The following is a 20,117-nucleotide window of genomic DNA, read 5'->3' as shown; positions in this document are numbered from 1 at the left end:
TCAGGATTATGAAATAATCGGCGCAAGAAATCGTTTGAAAATACGGGTATCGGCTCTGATTGTTGCAGTCTGAGAGGCCTGATGTCGCTGACCGAGCTCCCTGTCGTGGACGATCTGTTTCCCGGCTTCCGGCTGCTCGACGTCGCGACGACGGGTGCGCGCATTCGCGTCCGCACGGGCGGGGAGGGGCCGCCGCTGCTCCTGCTCCACGGTTATCCGCAGACCCATGTCATGTGGCGGCGTATCGCTCCGCGGCTGGCACAACGCTTCACCCTGGTCTGCCCGGACTTGCGCGGCTACGGCGATTCCGAGAAGCCGCCGAGCGCGGCCGATCACGCACCCTATGCGAAGCGCGCCATGGCGCGGGACATGGCCGAGGTCATGACCGCGCTGGGTCATGACCGCTTCTGCGTCGGCTCGCATGATCGCGGTGCCCGCGTCGCGCATCGGCTGGCGCTGGACCATGGCGAGCGGGTGTTGAAGCTGGCGACTCTCGACATCGCGCCGACGCGCGAAATGTATCGCGACACCACCGACGCCTTCGCCCGCGCCTATTGGCACTGGTTCTTCCTAATCCAGCCGGCACCGATGCCGGAGCGGATGATCGGCGCCGACCCGGAGTTTTACTGGACGAGCCGGCGCGCCTCGGACATGAAACTGTTCGAGCCGGCGGCGCTCAGCGAATATCTCCGCTGCTTTCGCGATCCCGCGATGATCCATGCCAGCTGCGAGGACTATCGCGCCGCGGCGACGATCGACATCGCCCATGACGATGCCGATGGCGGCAAGAAGGTCGCATGCCCGCTGCTGGCGCTGTGGGGCGATCGCGGCGCCGTCGGAAAATGCTTCGATGTGCTGGCGCTCTGGCGCGAGCGCGCGGAAAACGTCCAAGGCCGGGCCCTGCCGGGTGGGCATTATCTGGCGGAGGAGATCCCTGATCTCGTCGCCGCCGAATTCTCGGCCTTCTTCGGAGAGAACACATGACCGGAACCAATCGCGTCTACCGCATCGCTGCCATCGCCGGCGACGGCATCGGCAAGGAGGTCATGCCCGAGGGGCTGCGCGTGCTCGAGGCTGCCTCGAAGAAGTACGGCTTCGAGCTCCAGCTCGACGAGTTCGACTTCTCCTCCTGCGACTACTACGCCAAGCACGGCAAGATGCTGCCGGACGACTGGAAGGAGAAGATCGGCGGCCATGACGCGATCTTCTTCGGCGCGGTCGGCATGCCGGCCCAGGTGCCCGATCACATCTCGCTCTGGGGCTCGCTGCTGCTGTTCCGGCGCGAGTTCGACCAGTACGTCAACCTGCGCCCCGTGCGGCTGATGCCGGGCGTGCCGGGGCCGCTCGTCGGCCGCAAACCCGGCGACATCGACTTCTTCGTCGTGCGCGAGAACACCGAGGGCGAGTACTCCTCGGTTGGCGGGCGCATGTATGCCGGCACCGAGCGCGAGATCGTCATCCAGGAGACGATCATGAGCCGCGTCGGCGTCGACCGCGTGCTGAAATACGCCTTCGAGCTGGCGCAGCGCCGGCCGCGCAAGAAGCTCACCTCCGCGACCAAGTCGAACGGCATCTCGATCACCATGCCGTACTGGGACGAGCGGGTGAAGGAGATGGCCAAGGCCTATCCCGACGTCGCGGTCGACCAGTACCATATCGACATCCTGACCGCGCATTTCGTGCTCAATCCGGACCGCTTCGACGTGGTCGTCGCCTCGAACCTGTTCGGCGACATCCTTTCCGATCTCGGCCCGGCCTGCACCGGCACGATCGGCATCGCCCCGTCGGGGAACATCAACCCGACCGCCGAATTCCCATCCCTGTTCGAGCCGGTGCACGGCTCGGCGCCCGATATCGCCGGGCAGGGCATCGCCAATCCCGTCGGCCAGATCTGGTCGGGGGCGATGATGCTCGATCATCTCGGCGAGCATGAAGCGGCCAAGGGAATCGAGGCGGCGATCGAGCGCGCGCTCGGCGACGCCCGCACCCGCACGCGCGATCTCGGCGGTAGCCTGAATACTGAGGCTGCCGGCAAGGCGATCGAGCAGGCGCTGGGTTGACGACAAGGCCGGCGCATGACCACAAGCTGTGGTCGGCGCCGATCAGACGTAAGACTTAAGAAGGGGGGAACAGGTGCCCGATCTGACGTTTTCGCTGCTCGACCCGGCGCTCTGGGGCAAGCTCTTCGAGATCATCGCGCTCAACATCGTGCTGTCGGGCGACAATGCGGTGGTGATCGCCCTTGCCTGCCGCGCGCTCGCCCCCGAGCAGCGCGCCAAGGGTATCGCGCTCGGCGCCGGCGTGGCGGTGCTGCTGCGCGTCGTCTTCACCGTGCTGATCGCCTCCCTTCTCAACATGCCTTTCCTGCATATCGTCGGCGCGGCGCTGCTGGTCTGGATCGCGGTCAAGCTGATCATTGAGGACGGCGAGAGCGACGAGAATGCGGTCGCTGCCAGCAGCAAGCTCTGGAAGGCGGTGCAGACGGTGGCGATCGCCGACATCGTCATGAGCCTCGACAATGTGCTCGCCATCGCTGCCGTCGCCAAGGACTCGATCCCGCTGCTGGTCGGCGGCCTGATCATCTCGATCCCGCTGATCGTGCTCGGCGCCTCGCTGATCACCTCGCTGCTCAGTCGTTTCCCGGTACTGGTCTGGGCCGGTGCCGGCCTGCTCGGCTGGGTCGCGGGCGAGATGTTCGAGACCGATCCCTGGCTGATCGGCAAGCTCGGCGAGACGCTGGCCCACCAGCTCGAATATCCCGCTGCTATTCTGGGCGCCGTTCTGGTGCTCGGCCTTGGCTACTTCCTCAAGCATCGCCGGCCAGATCCGGCCCTCTGACACAGGGACTGACCGACCTATGGATTTCGCATCTTCCGCTTTCTGGACGTCATTGCTCCAGATCATCTGGATCGACCTTCTGCTCTCCGGCGACAACGCGGTCGTCATCGCGCTCGCGGTGCGCTCGCTGCCGGAGAAGCAGCGCAAGGTCGGCATCTGGCTCGGCGCCGGCGCTGCTGTCGGCCTGCGCATCATCTTCGCGATCGTCGTCACCTATTTGCTCGCCGTCCCCTTCCTGAAGGTCGTCGGCGCGCTCCTTCTGTTCTGGATCGCGATCAAGCTCGCCAAAGGCGAGGAAGAGGCGCATAGCGATATCGAGGCCAGTGACAATCTCTGGAAGGCGGTGCGCACCATCGCCATCGCCGATGCGGTGATGAGCCTCGACAACGTGCTCGCCATCGCCGCAGCGGCGCGGGGACATTTCGAGCTCTTCATCTTCGGCCTGCTGCTGACCATTCCGCTGATCATCTTCGGCGCCCGCATGCTCTCGACCGTCCTCGAGCGCTTCCCGATCCTGATCTGGCTCGGCGCGGCCCTGCTCGGCTGGATCGCCGGCGAGATGCTGCTCAGCGACATGGCGGTGCTGCAATGGTTGCAGGCGAACATGCCGAATTGGGTCGTCAGTGTGCCGGTCTCCGACGTCAACCCGGTCGGCCTCCTGCCTGCGAAGGTGCCGTTCTATACGGCGGCAGTGGTCGGCGCGCTGGTCGTTGTCGTCGCCGGCTACCTCCTCAAGAAGAAGCCGGTCGATCAGCCGGGCTAAGATCTACCTCAATCGAGCATGACGAACGCGGCGGCCATGGTTTCATGGCCGCCGTTTTTCGTGAGCTGGATGAAGCCGCTGGCGTGGCGCCCATCCTGCTCGTCGCCGACGGTGAAGCGTCCGGTCCCGTCGAGCTGCACGGCAAAGCTCTCTGGCGCCCGTGCGAAGCCGGTGCCGAGCGCCTTCACATAGGCCTCCTTGGCGCTCCAGAGCTGGGCGAAGACCAGAGGCCGGGCGGAGGCGGGGAGGCCCTCGAGCCAGCTTCGTTCGTCGGGGTGCAGCACAGCGAGCGGCGGTTCGCTTGCGAGCGCAACCTGCTCGACATCGACGCCAACAGGCTGATGCGCCAGAGCTATCGCGACGAGACCCTCGCGCGTCGCGAGCGACAGGTGCAGCCCGGAGCCGTGCGGGGAGACGATCAGTGGCCGACCCGCAGGCTCATGCCCGATCTCGACAGCATCCTCTGCTAGACTGAACTGGCGGGCCAGTACCTTGCGCGCAAGCGAGCGGCGTAGTTCCGCGCGCTCGGGCAAGTTTGCAGGCTGCGCCTGCGTCGCGATCAGCCAGACGGCTGGCAGGGCAGGGGCAGTGTCGTTAGCGGAGGAGAGCCATTGCATGCCGCGGTTCTAGTGCACCGCGCTTTGCCGCGGAAGGAGACGGCCTCGGCTCGCTTTGCGCGGCGCTCATGGAGGCCTGGAGCTTGCAGGGCGTTGACGTAAGCCAGCGAAACCGGTTCGAGGGACCATGCCTTCCGATCTGAAACCCGAGCCACTGGCCCCAGCGCAGCTCACCCTTGCCGGCATGCGGCTCGGGGTCCGCCGCGTCGCCGTGCTGATGCCGGGCATCGTTGTCTTCTCGGTGGCCTTCGGCGCCGCCGCCTCGGCCAAGGGTCTGAGCCTGTTCGAGGCCGTGCTGATGAGCGCGCTGGTCTATGCCGGCGTCTCCCAGCTCGTCGCCATGGAGCTCTGGCGGCCGGAGTGGAGCTGGGGCGCAATCGCGGGCCTTGCCGTCGTCACCGCGACGGTGAATGCGCGCATGGTGCTGCAGGGAGCGTCGCTGCAGCCCTGGTTCGCGCGCCATCCCAAATTGGTCAACGCGGCGCACCTCTTCTTCTTCACCGACGCCAACTGGCTGATCGGCACGCGCTACCATGGCGAAGGCGGGCGCGATCTCGGCGTGCTGATTGGCGCAGGCCTCGTGCTCTGGCTCGTCTGGGTGGCGGCGACCGTCCCGGGCTATCTGCTTGGCGCGCTCGTCGCAGATCCGCGCCAATATGGCATCGACCTCGTCATGCCGATCTTCTTCGCGGCGATGATCGTGCCGCTCTGGCGCGGCAAGCGCGGAGCGCTGCCCTGGATCATCGCCGGCGTCGTCGCGCTGATCACTGTGCGCCTCGTCGACGGCTATGCCTTCATCATTGTGGGCGCGCTCTCCGGCGCCGTGGCAGGGGCTTTCCTCGATGACCCTGCCTGAACCCGGAAGCTGGGGGCCCTATCTCGCCATCCTCGCCATGACGCTCGCGACCTATCTTTGCCGCATCTCCGGCGTCGTGCTGATGGGCTTCATCCCGCTGACGCCGCGGGTCCGGCGCGGTCTTGCGGCCTTGCCCGGCTCGATCGTGGTCGCGACCGTGCTGCCGCTGATCGAGCGCCTCGGCCTGGCCGCCGGCCTCGCTTTGCTGGCCGCGATCGCCAGCATGGCCATCCGGCGCAGCGAGTTGCTCGCGCTGCTCATCGGCATGGGCGTGGTGTCCCTGATGCGCGCCGCCGGTTTCTGACGCTCGGGCGCGATGGCGCCTGATACGATGATCCATCACTGGCTACGATCGCATCCATCACATCAAACGTTCGCCGGCATGTTGACGCCGCCTTGCCTGCGGCGGACGGTGCCGGCTCTCGCTTTTTAGCTGACCAATCGGAGCGCATGATGGCCTGGTATTCGCAGACATGGACCTGGTTCGATGGCGAGTGGCGCGAGGGTAACCCCGGCATCATGGGGCCGCGCACCCACGCCGCCTGGCAGGCCTCCCAAGTCTTCGACGGCGCCCGTTATTTCAACGGCGTCTCGCCCGATCTCGACCGGCATGCCGCCCGCGTGAACCGGTCCGCCGCGGCGATGGGCCTGAAGGCCACGGTGTCGGCCGAGGAGATCATCGCCAAGACGGCCGAAGGCGTGAAGAAATTCGACCATAGCACGGCGCTCTACATCAAGCCGATGTATTGGGCCGAGGCCGACGGCCCCTCCACCATCATCGGCGATCCCGACTCGACGCAGTTCGCGCTCTGCCTGTTCGAGGCGCCGATGGGCGATCCGGGCAAGGGTTTCTCGGTGACCAAGGGCGTCTATCGCCGCCCGACCTTCGAGACCATGCCGACCGATGCCAAGGCCGGCTGTCTCTATCCGAACAATGCCCGCATCCTGCGCGAGGCCAAGGGCAGGGGCTTCGACAACGCGCTCGTCCTCGACATGCTCGGCAATGTCGCCGAGACTGGCACGTCCAACGTCTTCCTCGCCAAGGACGGCGTGGTGAAGACGCCTGCCGTCAACGGCACCTTCCTCAACGGCATCACGCGCCAGCGCACGATCGGCTTGCTACGCCAGGCCGGGGTCACCGTCGAGGAGATCTCGCTGCGCTACGAGGATTTCGAGCAGGCCGACGAGATATTCTCCTCCGGCAACTACTCGAAGGTGATGCCGATCTACAAGATCGACGATCGCGAACTGCAGCCCGGCCCGATGTTCCGCAAGGCGCGCGAGCTCTACATGGACTTCGCCCACAGCAAGGGCGCCTGAGGCCAAATGGTCCGCCTCGTCACCCGCCTGACCGAGCGCCTCGGGATCGAGCACCCGATCCTGTCGGCGCCGATGGCTCTGGCGGGCGGCGGAGCGCTTGCCGCGGCCGTGACACGCGCTGGCGGTCTCGGCCTGATCGGCGGCGGCTATGGCGACGCCGATTGGCTACGCACGCAATACGCCGCAGCCGGTAACACCCGCACCGGCTGCGGCTTCATCACCTGGTCGCTCGCAAAGCAGCCGCATCTGCTGGGCGAGGTGCTGGCGCACCGGCCGGCGGCGCTGATGCTCTCCTTCGGCGATCCCATGCCCTTCGCTGCCGAGATCGCCGCTGCCGACGTGCCGCTGATCTGCCAATGCCAGAATCTCGGCCATGTCCGGGCGGCGCTGGAGGCAGGCGCCGCGATCATCGTCGCGCAGGGCGCCGAGGCCGGCGGGCATGGTCACAACCGCGGCACGCTTCCGCTCGTGCCGGAGGTCGCCGACCTCCTGGCCCGCGAGAGTCCGGACACGCTTCTGCTCGCTGCCGGGGGCGTCGCTGATGGACGCGGCCTTGCCGCGGCCCTGATGCTCGGCGCCGACGGCGTCCTGGTCGGCACGCGCTTCTGGGCGAGCCGCGAGGCGCTGGTCCATCCGAACCACCATGCCGCTGCCGTCGCGGCGACGGGCGACGAGACGGTGCGCTCAGCCCTGCCCGATATCGCGCGCCGGCTCGACTGGCCGCGGCCCTTCGACATCCGCGTCAGCGACAATGCCTTCATCGCCAGATGGCGCGGCCGTGATGCCGAGCTGCGCGCTACGATCGAGGCGGAGGCGCCGGCCTATCGCGAGGCCTTCATGGCCGGTGACCCCGACAAGGCGGCGGTCGTCTTCGGCGAGGCGGCAGGCTTGATCTCCGACATCCCCTCCGCCGGCGAGATCGTCGCGCGCATGGTGGATGAGGCAGCCGGCCATCTGAAGGCAGGAGCCAGGCTCGTAGCGGGCTGAACTAGCGCAGCAACCGCCAGAGCCCGGCCGATCTGAGCCCTCCGAGCGCGACCGCGCCGTAGATGCAGGCAGCCGCAAAGCTCAGTATGGCGAGCGCGATCAGCCGCGGCTCGTAAGGGAACGAGATCAGCATGCCGTAGAGCGGCTCGGCCAGCAGCCGGGCGACCAGCGCGGCGAAACCGGCGGCGACGCCGACGATCAGGATCAGCAAGGACAGGCCGCGATCGGGATTGGTCCAGCCGCGTTTCAGCGCCAGCACATAGAGCGCGCCGAGATTGATCCAGGCGCCGACGGCGGTGGCGAAGGCAAGGCCCGGTGCGCCATGGCTCTTCCAGAGCAGCAGCTTCAGCCCGACATTGGCGGCGATGGCAGCAAGCGAGACCAGCATCGGCGTGGTCGTGTCGCCCCGCGCCTGGAAACTCGAGACCTGGGCGCGGATGAGCAGGGTCGCGGGCAGGCCGATCGCATAGGCGAAGAGCACGGCGCCCGCAGCCTGCGTCGCCGCTTCGTCGAAGCGGCCGCGTTCAAACAGCGCCCCGACGATCAGTTCCGGGAAGGCGAGGAAGGCGGCAGCGAAAGGGGCTGCTGCGACCAAGGTCAGCGCGATCGCCCGGTTCTGGGCGGCTTCCGCTCTGGCCTCGTTGCCGGCGGCGATGGCGCGGCTCATCGTCGGCAGCAGAACGGTGCCGACGCCGATCGCGATCACGCCGAGTGGCAGCTGGTAGACGCGCTCGGCATAGTAGAGCGCCGAATAGGCTCCGGTCGGCAGGAGCGAGGCAATGATCGTGTCGGCGAAGAGAGCGATCTGCACGCCGGCAGAGCCGATCACTGCCGGGCCGAAAGCCTTGAAGAAGCTCTTCACCTCGCCATCGAAGCGAGGCCGCGTCAGCGCCGCCGATACGCCCACACGCCGCGCCGAGATCCAGAGCAGCAGCCATTCGAGCACGCCGGCGACGGCGACGCCCCAGGCGGCGGCATGGGCTGCGCTTGGGAACAGGAAAGCGGTGAAGAGCGCCCCGATCAGGCAGATGTTCAGGAGGATCGGTGCCGCTGCCGCGGCCGCGAAGCGATCGACGGCGTTCAGATTGGCCGAGAGCAGCGTCACCAGCGTGACGAAGAGCAGATAGGGGAAGGTGATCCGCGTCAGCGTGACGGCGAGATCGAAGCGGGCGGGATCGTTGACGAAGCCAGGCGCCAGTAGCCGCACCAGCTCCGGCATGAAGGGGATGGCGAGCGCCAGCAAGACGAGCTGGACGATCAGGTTGAGTGAGAAGACGCGGTTCGAGAACTGCGCTGCGGCAGCCTCACCCGACTGCTCGCGGATGCGGCTATAGGCCGGGATATAGGCCTGGTTGAAGGCGCCTTCGCCGAAGATGGCGCGGAAGTGATTGGGCAGGCGCAGCGCCACCGAGAAGGCGTCCATCAGCCCGCTCGCGCCGAGCGTAGCCGCGAGCACGATGTCGCGGAGGAAGCCGGACAGCCGCGAGAGCAGCGTGAAGCCGCTGACGGAGAGGATCTTTCTCAGCATCGCGCCACTCGGGGCCGCCGGGGTCGGCAGGCCGGACTGAACCTAGTCGCATATCTGCGTCGCGCGAGATGGTCCAGCACAGGGCTCCGCTGCTGTCCTTACCGCATCGACGGCGGCAGGGCGTCGCTGTGCGGAGGGGAGCTGTCGTGCTTGTCGAAACCGACGCGCTCGCCGACCAGATAGAGCGGCCGGCGTTTCACCTCGGCAAAGATGCGCCCGACATATTCGCCGATCATTCCGAGTGAGATCAGCTGGATGCCGGAGAAGAACATGATCGAGACGATCAGCGAGGGGAAGCCGGGCAGGTCGGTGCCGAAAAGCAGCGTCCGGACCATGAAATACAGGCCAGTCAGTGTAGCCACGATCGCGATCAGCACACCGAGCCAGGTCGCGATCTTGAGCGGCACGGTCGAGAATGAGGAGATTCCATCGAAGGCGAAGCTGAAAAGCTTGCTGAAGCGGAACTTGCTCTCGCCATGGGCGCGGTCGGCGACCGCGAAGGGCACTCCCGTCGCCGGAAAACCGACCCAGGCATAGAGGCCCTTCGAGAAGCGCGCCCGCTCGGGCAGGGCGCGCAGCGCCTCGACCACGCGCCGGTCGAGGAGGCGGAAATCGCCGGCGCCCTCAGGCAGCTCCGTCTCGCCGAAGCTGGCGAAGAGCTTGTAGAACGCCTTGGCGAAATTGCGCTTCAGTCGGCCTTCGCCGGCGCGGTCGGTGCGCTGGCCATAGACGTTGAGGAAGCCCTCGCGCCATTTCGCCAGGAAGGTGGGGATCACCTCCGGCGGGTGCTGCAAATCGGCGTCCATGATCACCACGGCATCGCCATCGGCATGGTCGAGCCCGGCGGCGATCGCGACCTCCTTGCCGAAATTGCGGCTGAAGGAGATGGCGTTGATCCGGCTGTCCTGCGCGTGCAGGGCGCGCAGCGCGGCGAGCGTGCCGTCGCGGCTGCCGTCATCGACGCAGACGATCTCCCAAGACGCGACATGGGCATCGAGGATCGGCTTCAACCGTGCGATCAACGGCTCGAGATTGGTAGCCTCATTGTAGACAGGCACGATGACCGAGAGCTCTGGCCGCAAGGCGGGCGATGCTGTTCCGGCGGAGACAGAAGTGGGCGCGATCGCGGACGACACTTTCGGGGCCTTCATTGCTCGGCTAGGGCTGACATCATGGGGCCAGCCACAGGCTCCATATACCAGCGCTGATGAATAGGGGGTAACAGCCGGCATGACCCGCAGCTTCGTGCTCTGCGCCGACGATTTCGCCATGACGGAGGGCGTCAGCCGCTCGATCCTGGAGCTGCTCGCCACTGGCAAGCTCTCGGCTACGGGGGCTATGACCAACCGTCCGCATTGGCCGCGACTGGCAGGTGAGCTGGCGGCGTTCACTGGCCGCGCCGATCTCGGGCTTCATCTCAATCTGACCTGCGCGGCGCCGCTTGCGGCGATGCCGACCGTGGCGCCCTCGGGCAATCTGCCGAAGCTCGGCGAACTCGCGCCGCTGGCGTTGCGCTCGGGTGCCGCGCGTGGCGAGATCGCCAGCGAGATCAGCCGCCAGCTCGACGCTTTCGAGCAGTATCTCGGCAGGGCGCCGGATTTCGTCGACGGTCACCAGCATGTCCATGTCCTGCCCGGCATCCGCCGCGCGGTGCTCGACGCGTTGGCCGCCCGCTATCCCGCCGGCTCGGTCTATCTGCGCGACCCGTCCGACTCCATCGCGGCGATCCGCGCGCGCGGCGTCGCCGTCGGCAAGGCGTTGACGGTCGCCGGCCTCGCAACCGGCTTGCGCGGCGCTGCGGCCCGGCGTGGTATCCCGACCAATTGCGGCTTCTCGGGCTTCTCGCCCTTCGACGCCGGGCGCGACTTCGCCGCCGATTTGACGGCCTTTCTCGTCAATCCCGGTCCGGCGCATCTGGTGATGTGCCATCCCGGCCATGTCGACGATGAGCTCGTCGCACTCGACCCGGTCGTCGCGACGCGGCCTGTGGAGCATGGGGTGCTCACGACCTTCGAGCCACCTCAGGGACTGAGGATCGGCCGTTTCGAGGTGCTTGCCTAGATCCGGCAGCCCTGTCGAGGGGCGTGCAAGCATCGTCCATACGCAATCGAAAATTTACCCTGATCGAGCATCGTGTCCTTGCCGACCCCGACCTGTCCGGGAAGCGTCGGGTCTGGAGTTCGCGGGATATGAGCGTGATGACCTGGTTACAGTCGCGGTCGCGGCGATCGCAGGTGGCTGTGCCGCAGATCGGCCAGGTCGAGACGGTGATGCGTTCGCTCAGCAGCCAGATCGCTGGAGCGGCCGTCGCCATCGTCGCTGTCGCCATCGTCTTCGTCGTCATCGCGGCCGCCCGCTACAACGAAACCAAGACGCGCGGCGACCTCGAGCAGAAGATGATGTCGCTGACCGCGATGATCGCGCATGCCTCGCCGCCGATGATCCTGGCGCGCGACACCATCACCCTGAGCTACATTCTCGAGTCGCTGAAGCGCGATCCCGACTTCGACGCCGGCTTCGTCGCTGATGACCTCGTCGCCTTCGCCTCGGCCGGCCGCAACGACGAGGCGCGGCTCTCGTTCACACCGAACAGGCTCGCCAAGTTGATGGGGCGCGAAGCCTGGGACGTCCTCAGCGAGCAGAATACGTTGCGGCTCGAGGACAAGACCTATGTGACGCAATTGCTCACGGTGAAGGTCGGAGGCTTCCAGAAGCAGATCGGCTACGTCGCGCTGCGCTTCGACAAGACCCGGCTGATCGCACGTTCGGCCTGGGAGCAGTTCCTGACGATCGGGATCGGCATCGCCCTTCTTCTCGTCCTTGGGCCGTTGCTGTGGATCTCACTGTCACGGACGATGCGTCCGCTGAAGAGCATGACCCGCGCCATCGTCAACATTTCCGACGGCAAGCTCGACACGCCGATCGACGCTGTCGGTCGGCAGGACGAGATCGGTGCGATCGCACGCGCTCTCGGCGTGCTCAAACTGCGCCTTGCCGAGCGGGCGAGCCTGCAGGAACAGCAGTTGACGACGGAGGCGCAACGCAACCGTCAGCAGAAACATACCGAGGAGGCGATCGCGCTGTTCCGCGGTGAGGTCGGCGTCGCGCTCGAAGCCTTCAAGAGCAATGCCGACCGGATGGGCGAGGCGTCAGACGGTCTGGCCCGCGTCGCGGCCGAGTCGTCAGAGCGCGCCGCCCGTGCCGCCCAAAACTCGCACGGCGCCTCGGCCAATGTCGAGAATGCGGCCCAGGCTGCCGAGGAGATGGGCGCTGCGATCCGTGAGGTCGAGTTCCAGATCCGCCGCGTCCGCACCGAGATCGTCGAGGCCGCCTCGGCGTCCCGCGACACGGCAGGCTCGGTCCAGGCGCTGGACGAGACGGCGCGTGCCATCGGCGAAGTCGTCAACCTCATTCGCGACATTGCCGCGCAGACCAACCTGCTGGCGCTCAACGCCACGATCGAGGCGGCGCGTGCCGGCGAAGCCGGGCGCGGCTTTGCCGTCGTCGCTGCCGAGGTGAAGAGCCTGGCGTCCCAGACGGCCGACGCCACCGACCGGATCGTCAGCCAGGTCGGCGCCATCCAGGGCGCGACGACCGAGGTCGTTGATGCGATCCAGAACATTGCCAGCCGCATGGGAGCGATCGAGAACTTCGCCAATTCGGTTGCGACGTCGATCGAGCAGCAGGCGATCGCTACCGGAGAGATCGCGAGCGGCGTCGCCATGGCGAGCACTTCGGCGCTCTCGGTCTCGAGCGATCTCAGCGTGCTGGCCGACAGCGTCGAGGAGACCGGGCGTTCGGCCGAACAGGTTCGTGACGCCGCAGGCGAGGTCTCGGCCCAGGCGATGCGGCTCGATTCGACCGTCGACCAGTTCCTCAAGCGCGTCGCCGCCTGAAGGCCGAGGCAAATGAAACGGGGCCCTTGCGGGCCCCGTCTGCATCCGTCTCATCGATTGATCTGTGCGGATCAGGCCTTGGCGCCGTCGTAGAGCTCGGCGACGTAGTCCCAGTTCACCAGGCTATCGAGGAAGGCCTTGAGATAGTCCGGGCGACGATTGCGGTAGTCGATGTAGTAGGAGTGCTCCCAGACGTCGACGCCGAGGATCGGCGTGCCGCCATGGACCAGCGGGCTCTCGCCGTTCGGGGTCTTGCTGACGGCGAGCTTGCCGCCCTTGACCTCGAGCCAGGCCCAGCCGGAGCCGAACTGGCCGACGCCGGCGGCGACGAAGTCTTCCTTGAACTTGTCGATCGAGCCGAACGAATCGGTGATCGCCTTCTCCAGCGCGCCCGGCAGCTTGCCGCCGCCATTCGGCTTCATCCACTTCCAGAAGTGAAGGTGGTTGTAGTGCTGGCCGGCATTGTTGAACACGGCCGGGTTCTTGCCGTAGGAGCCCTTGACGATCTCCTCGAGCGACTTGCCCTCGAATTCCGTGCCCTTGATCGCGTTGTTGCCGTTGTTGACGTAGGCGAGGTGGTGCTTGTCGTGGTGGTACTCCAGCGTCTCCTTCGACATAAAGGGCTGGAGGGCGTCATGCGCATAGGGAAGATCGGGCAGGGTAAAGGACATGGGGCCTCTCCTTGGGCTGTCGAAATCGCGACGTGAGAATGGCTGCAATGACGCAACGCATGGGCAATGTACGCCCGGCGGAACACCCCGCCATTCGCCTGTTAGTTAAGCCGCCCGGTCCGCAGCGGCAACCGCCGAGGCCTGAGAATTCCGGCACGGCCGGCTTGCGTCGCACGGGGAGGTGGCCCCGAGGCCGTTCGGTTGGCAATAAGGCATGGTATCGATAGGTTAACCGCTGGGGCGGCAAGCTGTTGCAGCTCGCCCGGCCTCAAAGGAGCAAGCGTTGGTCAAGCTTTTCGTGGTTCTCGGGCTCGCTCTGCTGGCGGGCGGCACCTATGCCATCGTCGATGGCTGGGCTTATGTCGTCCTGGAGCGAGGCTTCACTGAGGTCATCCTGGGGGCACTGGCGGTGGCGGCCGGCTTGATCCTGCTCGCACTCGCCGCGGTGCTCGCGGAAGTCCGCCGGCTCAAGGGACTGGTCAGCGGCGCCATGGCGGCCGTCGTGCTGTCCGAGCCGCGCTTCAACGAACGGCTCGCGCCGAACGAAGCGCTGGCGCGCCCGGAGCCCGTGCTCGAAAAAGAGAATGCGCCTGAGGCACGACATGTCGGTACCGCGACCACGCTGGCAGCGGGAGCCGGCGCTGCTGCGGTCGCTGGCGCTCTGACCAGCCTGGCGAAAGCCGAGGAGCCGGCGGGCGAAAAAGCATCCGATAAGACGGACGATGATGACGGAGGACACAGCAAGCGCTCCGACCATGCCGAAGTGGTGGTCGCCGAGCCGCAGCAACCGCCTTCGACCGTGACCGGCGAGATTGACGACTGGCTGCTGCCCCCGCTGCCCGCGGCGCTCGATGCCGCGCCCTCAGAGGTCAGTTCGGACGAGCGGAGCGTGATTGAAAAAGAGCCTCCCGCTTCGGAGGGCGAGCAGGACCTCCCGATCTCGGCGGGCATCGGCGAGCCGTCGCGGCCAAACCAGGACGATGATGAGGAAAGCGTCGAAGCGGACCCTGTCCAGGTTCCAGTGAAAGAGCCCGAAGCAGACCAGGTGAAGACCGAGGCGGACGCGATCAAGCCAGAGTCTGCGCCAGCGCCAGGTGAAGACCGGCTTTGGTGGCCGAGCATCGACCGCCCCTCGACCGAGGCGACCGCCTCGGTCGCTGACGAGTTCACTGCGCTGCGCGATCAACTCTCGGGGGTCATCAACGCGCCGGAGGTCGAGTTGCCGCGACGCGATCGCGTGGGCGTAAGCGATGGCTTGGGCACGGCGGAGACCTGGATGGCGCCGCGGGCCTGGCCCCCGGTGACGCATCCGCGTGATCCCGGCGCTCTGGGCGACGTCGAAATCGATACCGCCGACAAGGCTTCGGCAGAGGACGCCGAGGCCGAGACGGTTGCCACTAGCAAGCCTGTGACGCAGGAGCCGCCGGAACCAGAACCGGAGGAAGAGCTAACGCAGGTGCCGGGCCCGGCCGAGGCGGAGGTGCCCCCTGCGGAGACGGCGGAAATCGCCGCCGAAGCCAAGTCGGACAAGGAGACATCGGACAAGGAGCCGTCGGACGACGAGCCTGCGGCTTCGGAAGAGGGCGTGATCGGTGCCTACCAGGTCGGCGAGACGCAGTTCACCATGTTCGCTGACGGTTCGATCCACGCTCGCACGCCGGACGGCGACTATACCTTCGCCTCGATGGACGAGTTGAAAACCTATCTCGCCAGCGAGAAGGACAAGCTCGAACCTAGCTCGAACTGACCGGTTCGCTGGCCTTATCCCAGCCGCCGGCAGCCGCCGTGATGGCGAAGGCGTAGGCGAGGGCGGTTTCCTTCAGCGAATCGAAGCGTCCGGCGGCGCCTGCATGCCCGGCATCCATGTTGGTGTGCAGCATGACCGGGCCGCCGCCGGTCATGGTCGCGCGCAGGCGCGCCACCCATTTCGCCGGCTCCCAGTACGTGACGCGCGGATCGGCCAGCCCGCCCGTCGCCAGGATCGGCGGATAGGCCTGCGCCTTGACGTTGTCATAGGGCGAATAGCCGAGGATCGTTCGGAAGGCGGCCTCATCCCGGATCGGGTCGCCCCATTCCGGCCATTCCATCGGGGTCAGCGGTAGGCTCTCGTCGAGGATGGTGTTGAGCACATCGACGAAGGGCACCTCGGCGATGATGCCCGCGAACAGTTCCGGTGCGAGATTGGCGACGGCACCCATCAGCATGCCGCCGGCGCTGCCGCCCTCGGCGACGATGCGGCCGCGGCTGGTGAAGCCCTCCGCCGCCAGCATCTCGCCGGCCGCGATGAAGTCGGTGAAGCTGTTGGGCTTGTTCTGGCGCTTGCCGTCGAGATACCAGCCCCAGCCCTTGTCGGTGCCCCCGCGGATATGGGCGATGGCGTAGACGAAGCCGCGATCGACAAGACTCAGCGGCCTGGTCCGGAACGAGGCCGACATCGCCGCGCCGTAGGAGCCATAGCCGTAGAGCAGGCAGGGCGCCGAGCCGTCGAGCACGAGATCGCGCCGATGCAGCAGCGAGACAGGCACCTTGGCACCGTCCTTCGCCGTCGCGAAGATGCGGCGTACGACATAGGCGTCGGGGTCGTGACCGGACGGGACCTCCTGGCGTTTCACAAAGGTGCGCTCACCGGTCGCCAGATCGTAGTCAAAAGTTTCAGCGGGCCGCGCCATCGAGGCATAGATGAAGCGCAGTCGATCCGTATCGAATTCGTAGCCGGCATCGATGCCGAGGCCATAAGCCTCCTCGTCGAAGGCGATGCTGCTTTCGGCTCCGCTCTTGAGATCGCGGATGACGATGCGCGGCAAACCTTCCTCGCGCTCCAGGCGGATCAGCCGGTCGGCGAGGCAAAGATGGCTGAGCACGAGCCGGCCGCGTTTATGCGGCACGAGGTCGACCCAATTGGATGGCGACGGGTCGGCCAGCGGCGCGCGAACGATCTTGAAGTCTTCGGCGCCATCGGCATTGGTCAGGATCAGCAACTCGTCGCCATGATGCTCGACACTGTATTGCCGTCTTGGCTGTCGGGCCGCGATCAGCTTGGGTTTGCCCGCCTCGTCGGCGAGATCGACCAGCCGAACTTCCGAGGTTTCGTGGTCGCTGCTCGAAATCAGCAGGAAACGGCGCGACTGGGTCTGGTCGATATCGGCGAACAGGCCGGGATCGGTCTCCTCGTAGAGCAGTTCGTCCTCGCTCTGCGGCGTACCGAGCCGGTGACGCAGCACCCGGGTCGGGCGATGGTCGTCATCGAGCGCGACATAGGCAAAGGTGCTGGAATCGGCGGCCCAGATCATCTCGCCGGAAGTGTTGGCGATCGCGTCCGGCAGGTCCTTGCCGGTTGAAAGATCGCGGATTCGGATGAGGTAGAGCTCCGAGCCGGCCTCGTCGGCGCTCCAGGCGAGCAGACGATGATCCGGACTATGCTCGGCATCACCGAGGTCGAAGAACTCCTTACCTTCGGACAACGCGTCGGTATCGAGCATCACCTGCTCGCGTCCGGGCTTGCCGCCCTTGTCTGAACGCGATTTACGGCAGATCAGCGGGTGCTCGCCGCCGCGCCGGTAGCGGCTATAGTAGAGAAACGGTCCGTCCGGCTGCGGCGGCTCACTGTCATCTTCCTTGATCCGTCCGCGCATTTCCTTGATGAGCTCACGCTGAAGCGTTCGCGTCGGCGCCATCAGATTGTCGCACCAGGCGTTCTCGGCCTCGATATGCGCCCGGATCTCGGCCGGCAGGGCGTCCGGGTCGCGCAGCACATCGCGCCAGTTCTCGGCTCGGAGCCAGGCATAGTCGTCGGTCAGGACGACCCCGTGGACCGTGCTGCTTTGCGGGCGGATGGCGGGAACCGGCTGGGCGGAGACCCTGCGTTGGCTAGTCATGCTTGGTCTCCAGGCTCGGTTCAACCATTTCTAAAGTCTCGATCTATGGTGGGATCGCTTCATCTTGGTCGAGACGACAGGTAGAGGTCGGTGGCGGCACTGACAAGGACAACCTTTTCGCGCAAATGCTGCGGTGCAAGGCGTCATGGTTACGATGCACGCTCACAATTTCAGCAATAATATGTCTCGACGAATGTATTCGAATCCTTGTCAAGCCACTTGCGATATTGAACTGCATGGCTTAGACGATTGCCGGCTGGTCCGTTTTGCATGATTCTATTCCGGTGGGAATTCGACCGTCTGCCGGCGGAGGTCAGGGAGGCGCTCGCGCCTGGAAACAGAGCTGGGCGCAGTCACGCTACGACTGGTCAAAAAAACAATGGAGCAACGCCATCATGGCTGACCAAGACGGTTCCGATTTCATCGAACTCACGGCAGATATCGTTTCCGCCTACGTGTCGAACAATTCTGTCCCGGCATCGGAGTTGCCTGCGCTGATCAGCGACGTTCACGCTGCACTCAATCGTGTCGTCGGTGGCGCTGCCCCGATTGCTCCGGTCGAGGCGCCGAAGCCTGCGATTGCAGTGAAGAAGTCGATCACGGCCGACTATCTGATCTGCCTGGAAGACGGAAAGAAGTTCAAGTCGCTGAAGCGCCATCTGCGCACGCAGTACAACATGTCGCCCGAGCAATACCGCGAGAAGTGGGGCCTGCCGCCCGACTATCCGATGGTCGCGCCGAATTATGCCGAGGCGCGCTCGCAGCTCGCCAAGAAGATGGGTCTCGGCCAGCAGCGCCGCAAGCGCCGCTGATCGATCGCCGGCCCAGCCGGCACGATCGCCCATGCAATGAAGCCGCCGGCTAAGCCGGCGGCTTTTTCTTTGCGTCACCTTTCCTGCACGGCCTCACTGGCGAGGGAAAACACGACGAATGGCTCTTCATTGGTCGGGTTGCTTTCCTTCAGGGGGCTAGCCGCCGCGAGCACAAAACTGTCAGGAGCCTGTCGGGACGGGCAACGACGTGCTTGTGGGAGTCGTTATAGGAATATATACCTTGTGCGTCGCGGTTGAATTTGGGAAGGCGATACCCGTAATGGAACATATCATGAACATACCGATTGCCAAGCGGTCACATCCAACCCGCTTGGGCGCTCCGGCCCGGCTGGCGGAAGCGGCCGTCAGCGGCGCGATGAGCCTGCCGGTCGGGGCGCTACGTGCCGGTCGCGGAACCCGCAGGATCGCCTTTGCCCGCCAGCTTGCAATGTATCTGACCCATGTTGGTTTCGGATTGACCCTGACCGAGGTCGGCGCCTGCTTCGAGCGCGACCGCACGACCGTGCGTCACGCTTGCGCCCTGGTCGAAGATCGGCGCGACCAGCCGGCATTCGATTTCGCCGTCTCGGCGCTCGAGACTGGCCTGGCGCATCTCGCTTTCGGATTGCAACTGGGATTCGGCTCGGAGGGCTCCCGATGAGCGCTGGCGACCGCACCCCGTCTCGCTTGCTCCGGCACCTCAGCGAGCGCGGCGCCTATGCTGTCGACTCGCCGCTAGGCTGCGGGCGGCTCGCGCTCTACCGCCGCGCAGCCGGTGGAACGACGCTCGGGGCCGGCTATGTCCCCGTGGCCGAGGCCGATGTCCTCGTCGCCGCCGGTTTTGCCGCCTGGTTCACCGAAGCGGGCAGGCGGCGACTGCGGCTCGTCGACGCCGAGGCGCAAAGGCCGCGTGCGACGACGACGATGGTGGTCGACGGGCAGGCGCAGCAGGTCGTGCTGGATGAGCGTGAAAGCCCGCTGCTCTGGCTCCATCGTCGCCTTGGCAAGGACGGGGCGCCTCAGATATCGGCGGCCGAGTTCGCCGCCGGTGAGCGCTTCCGCGCCGATCTGACGTTGGCGCAGATGCTGCCTCGGATCACGGTCAACTGGGACGCAGCTCTCGCTGCCGGTACTCATACGTCGGCGCGTGGTCCGGCCGAGGCCTCCGATTCCAGCCTGGCAGCGCGTCAGCGTGTGCGCCTTGCGTGCAAGCGCCTTGGCCCCGAGCTCTCGGGCCTGGCGATCGATGTCTGCGGTTTCCTCAAGGGGCTCGACCAGGTCGAGCGCGAGCACAAATGGCCGGCACGCTCGGCCAAGGTCGTGCTCCGGCTGGCGCTGTCAGCGCTCGTCGAGCACTACGGACTGGGCGGGAAGCAGAGTTTATCTGCCGGTAGCACCGTCTGGCACGCGCCCGACGCGCGCCCGTCGATCCCACCTGCACCGGTCAGTGGCGGTTAGGCCAATGCCGCGCGGGCGTCGCTCTTGATCCGCTCCATCATGGCACGCACGCCGTTCGAGCGCTGAGGCGTCAGATGAGCCGCCAATCCGAGGCGCTCATAGATGGCGAAGGCGTCGGTCGTCAGGATCTCCTGCGCCGTGTGGCCGGAGTGGATGGCGATGGCGAGCGCGACCAGCCCGCGCACGATATGTGCGTCGCTATCGCCGCTGAAATAGAGGCGCGTGGTTTCGCCGGGGCTACCCGCGGCACGGGTCTCGAGCCAGACCTGGCTGGCGCAGCCGCGTACCTTGTTGGCGTCGCTATGTGCGTCCTCGGGCAGAGGCGCGAGCGTGCGCCCGAGCTCGATCAGATAGCGATAGCGATCGTCCCACTCGTCGAGCAGCTCGAAATTGGCGACGATCTCCTCGAGGCTCTCGCTCATGAACTGCAGTCGGCCTCCGCTTCATCCCACCGCTGACAATGCGACGGCGATGGCGAGCGTCTTCGGCCTCTCGC

At 66.1% G+C, this 20,117-nt stretch carries 20 protein-coding genes; 14 read left to right on the top strand and 6 right to left on the bottom strand.

Annotation, left to right across the window (positions count from 1 at the left end; translation table 11 throughout):
* Positions 1-81: 81 nt before the first annotated feature.
* From BLM15_RS14520 to BLM15_RS14505, 4 genes are all read left to right on the top strand, one after another.
* Positions 82-984 carry an alpha/beta fold hydrolase gene (locus BLM15_RS14520; RefSeq protein ID WP_126113429.1) on the top strand — a complete coding sequence of 301 codons (903 nt, stop codon included), beginning with the start codon at positions 82-84 and terminating at the stop codon, positions 982-984.
* Complete coding sequence (locus BLM15_RS14515) at positions 981-2,060, top strand: tartrate dehydrogenase (protein WP_126113428.1); 1,080 nt, start codon at positions 981-983, stop codon at positions 2,058-2,060. Before BLM15_RS14520 ends, BLM15_RS14515 begins: the two co-directional genes overlap by 4 nt.
* A 73-nt stretch (positions 2,061-2,133) precedes the next feature.
* Complete coding sequence (locus BLM15_RS14510) at positions 2,134-2,838, top strand: TerC family protein (protein WP_236846667.1); 705 nt, start codon at positions 2,134-2,136, stop codon at positions 2,836-2,838.
* Positions 2,839-2,857: 19 nt separating this feature from the next.
* Positions 2,858-3,601, top strand: coding sequence for a TerC family protein (locus tag BLM15_RS14505; RefSeq protein ID WP_126113427.1), 744 nt, complete (start codon positions 2,858-2,860; stop codon positions 3,599-3,601).
* Positions 3,602-3,609: 8 nt separating this feature from the next.
* Here BLM15_RS14505 and BLM15_RS14500 read toward each other — a convergent pair whose 3' ends face one another.
* Positions 3,610-4,218, bottom strand: a complete 609-nt coding sequence (locus BLM15_RS14500) for a 4'-phosphopantetheinyl transferase family protein (RefSeq protein ID WP_126113426.1) — start codon at positions 4,216-4,218, stop codon at positions 3,610-3,612.
* A gap of 127 nt (positions 4,219-4,345) precedes the next feature.
* On the opposite strand from BLM15_RS14500, the gene BLM15_RS14495 reads away from it, so the two are divergent.
* From BLM15_RS14495 to BLM15_RS14480, 4 genes are all read left to right on the top strand, one after another.
* Complete coding sequence (locus tag BLM15_RS14495) at positions 4,346-5,074, top strand: AzlC family ABC transporter permease (RefSeq protein ID WP_126113425.1); 729 nt, start codon at positions 4,346-4,348, stop codon at positions 5,072-5,074.
* Positions 5,061-5,378, top strand: a complete 318-nt coding sequence (locus BLM15_RS14490) for an AzlD family protein (protein WP_126113424.1) — start codon at positions 5,061-5,063, stop codon at positions 5,376-5,378. The genes BLM15_RS14495 and BLM15_RS14490 overlap by 14 nt, the downstream gene beginning before the upstream one ends.
* A 149-nt stretch (positions 5,379-5,527) precedes the next feature.
* Entirely contained in the window at positions 5,528-6,394 is an 867-nt protein-coding gene (locus BLM15_RS14485; RefSeq protein WP_126113423.1) for a branched-chain amino acid aminotransferase, read from the top strand.
* 6 nt (positions 6,395-6,400) lie between these two features.
* Positions 6,401-7,381, top strand: a complete 981-nt coding sequence (locus BLM15_RS14480; RefSeq protein WP_126113422.1) for an NAD(P)H-dependent flavin oxidoreductase — start codon at positions 6,401-6,403, stop codon at positions 7,379-7,381.
* Between the two features lies 1 nt (position 7,382).
* Here BLM15_RS14480 and murJ read toward each other — a convergent pair whose 3' ends face one another.
* Together murJ and BLM15_RS14470 are read right to left on the bottom strand one after the other, a co-directional pair.
* Complete coding sequence (gene murJ / locus BLM15_RS14475) at positions 7,383-8,909, bottom strand: murein biosynthesis integral membrane protein MurJ (protein WP_126113421.1); 1,527 nt, start codon at positions 8,907-8,909, stop codon at positions 7,383-7,385.
* A gap of 98 nt (positions 8,910-9,007) precedes the next feature.
* Entirely contained in the window at positions 9,008-9,967 is a 960-nt protein-coding gene (locus tag BLM15_RS14470; protein WP_236846666.1) for a glycosyltransferase family 2 protein, read from the bottom strand.
* 172 nt (positions 9,968-10,139) lie between these two features.
* On the opposite strand from BLM15_RS14470, the gene BLM15_RS14465 reads away from it, so the two are divergent.
* Together BLM15_RS14465 and BLM15_RS14460 are read left to right on the top strand one after the other, a co-directional pair.
* On the top strand, positions 10,140-10,970 hold the full coding sequence (locus tag BLM15_RS14465; RefSeq protein WP_126113419.1) for a ChbG/HpnK family deacetylase: 831 nt from the start codon (positions 10,140-10,142) through the stop codon (positions 10,968-10,970).
* A 173-nt stretch (positions 10,971-11,143) separates the two neighbouring features.
* A complete protein-coding gene (locus tag BLM15_RS14460) occupies positions 11,144-12,805 on the top strand; it encodes a methyl-accepting chemotaxis protein (RefSeq protein ID WP_164547518.1) in 1,662 nt (553 codons plus the stop codon).
* Between the two features lie 71 nt (positions 12,806-12,876).
* On the opposite strand, the gene BLM15_RS14455 is transcribed toward BLM15_RS14460, so the two are convergent.
* Positions 12,877-13,476 (bottom strand): superoxide dismutase, encoded by a 600-nt coding sequence (locus BLM15_RS14455; RefSeq protein ID WP_126113417.1) that lies wholly within the window; start codon positions 13,474-13,476, stop codon positions 12,877-12,879.
* A gap of 283 nt (positions 13,477-13,759) precedes the next feature.
* Here BLM15_RS14455 and BLM15_RS14450 point away from each other — a divergent pair, with 283 nt between their 5' ends.
* Positions 13,760-15,223, top strand: a complete 1,464-nt coding sequence (locus BLM15_RS14450; protein WP_126113416.1) for a hypothetical protein — start codon at positions 13,760-13,762, stop codon at positions 15,221-15,223.
* On the opposite strand, the gene BLM15_RS14445 is transcribed toward BLM15_RS14450, so the two are convergent.
* Complete coding sequence (locus tag BLM15_RS14445; protein WP_126113415.1) at positions 15,210-17,351, bottom strand: S9 family peptidase; 2,142 nt, start codon at positions 17,349-17,351, stop codon at positions 15,210-15,212. The two genes, BLM15_RS14450 and BLM15_RS14445, sit on opposite strands and share 14 nt — an antisense overlap.
* Positions 17,352-17,746: 395 nt before the next feature.
* On the opposite strand from BLM15_RS14445, the gene BLM15_RS14440 reads away from it, so the two are divergent.
* The 3 genes from BLM15_RS14440 (at position 17,747) to BLM15_RS14430 (ending at position 19,621) form a co-directional block, all read left to right on the top strand.
* Positions 17,747-18,163, top strand: a complete 417-nt coding sequence (locus tag BLM15_RS14440; RefSeq protein WP_126113414.1) for a Ros/MucR family transcriptional regulator — start codon at positions 17,747-17,749, stop codon at positions 18,161-18,163.
* Positions 18,164-18,455: 292 nt separating this feature from the next.
* Complete coding sequence (locus tag BLM15_RS14435) at positions 18,456-18,824, top strand: helix-turn-helix domain-containing protein (protein WP_236846665.1); 369 nt, start codon at positions 18,456-18,458, stop codon at positions 18,822-18,824.
* Positions 18,821-19,621, top strand: a complete 801-nt coding sequence (locus tag BLM15_RS14430; protein WP_126113412.1) for a DUF6456 domain-containing protein — start codon at positions 18,821-18,823, stop codon at positions 19,619-19,621. Before BLM15_RS14435 ends, BLM15_RS14430 begins: the two co-directional genes overlap by 4 nt.
* Here BLM15_RS14430 and BLM15_RS14425 read toward each other — a convergent pair.
* Positions 19,618-20,043 (bottom strand): SufE family protein, encoded by a 426-nt coding sequence (locus tag BLM15_RS14425; RefSeq protein WP_126113411.1) that lies wholly within the window; start codon positions 20,041-20,043, stop codon positions 19,618-19,620. The two genes, BLM15_RS14430 and BLM15_RS14425, sit on opposite strands and share 4 nt — an antisense overlap.
* Positions 20,044-20,117: the final 74 nt, after the last annotated feature.

The sequence above is a fragment of the Bosea sp. Tri-49 genome, assembly GCF_003952665.1.
Classification (GTDB): Bacteria; Pseudomonadota; Alphaproteobacteria; order Rhizobiales; family Beijerinckiaceae; genus Allobosea.
The sequence above is the reverse complement of the archived record's forward strand: the minus strand, read 5'-3'. Positions and strand labels throughout refer to the sequence as shown.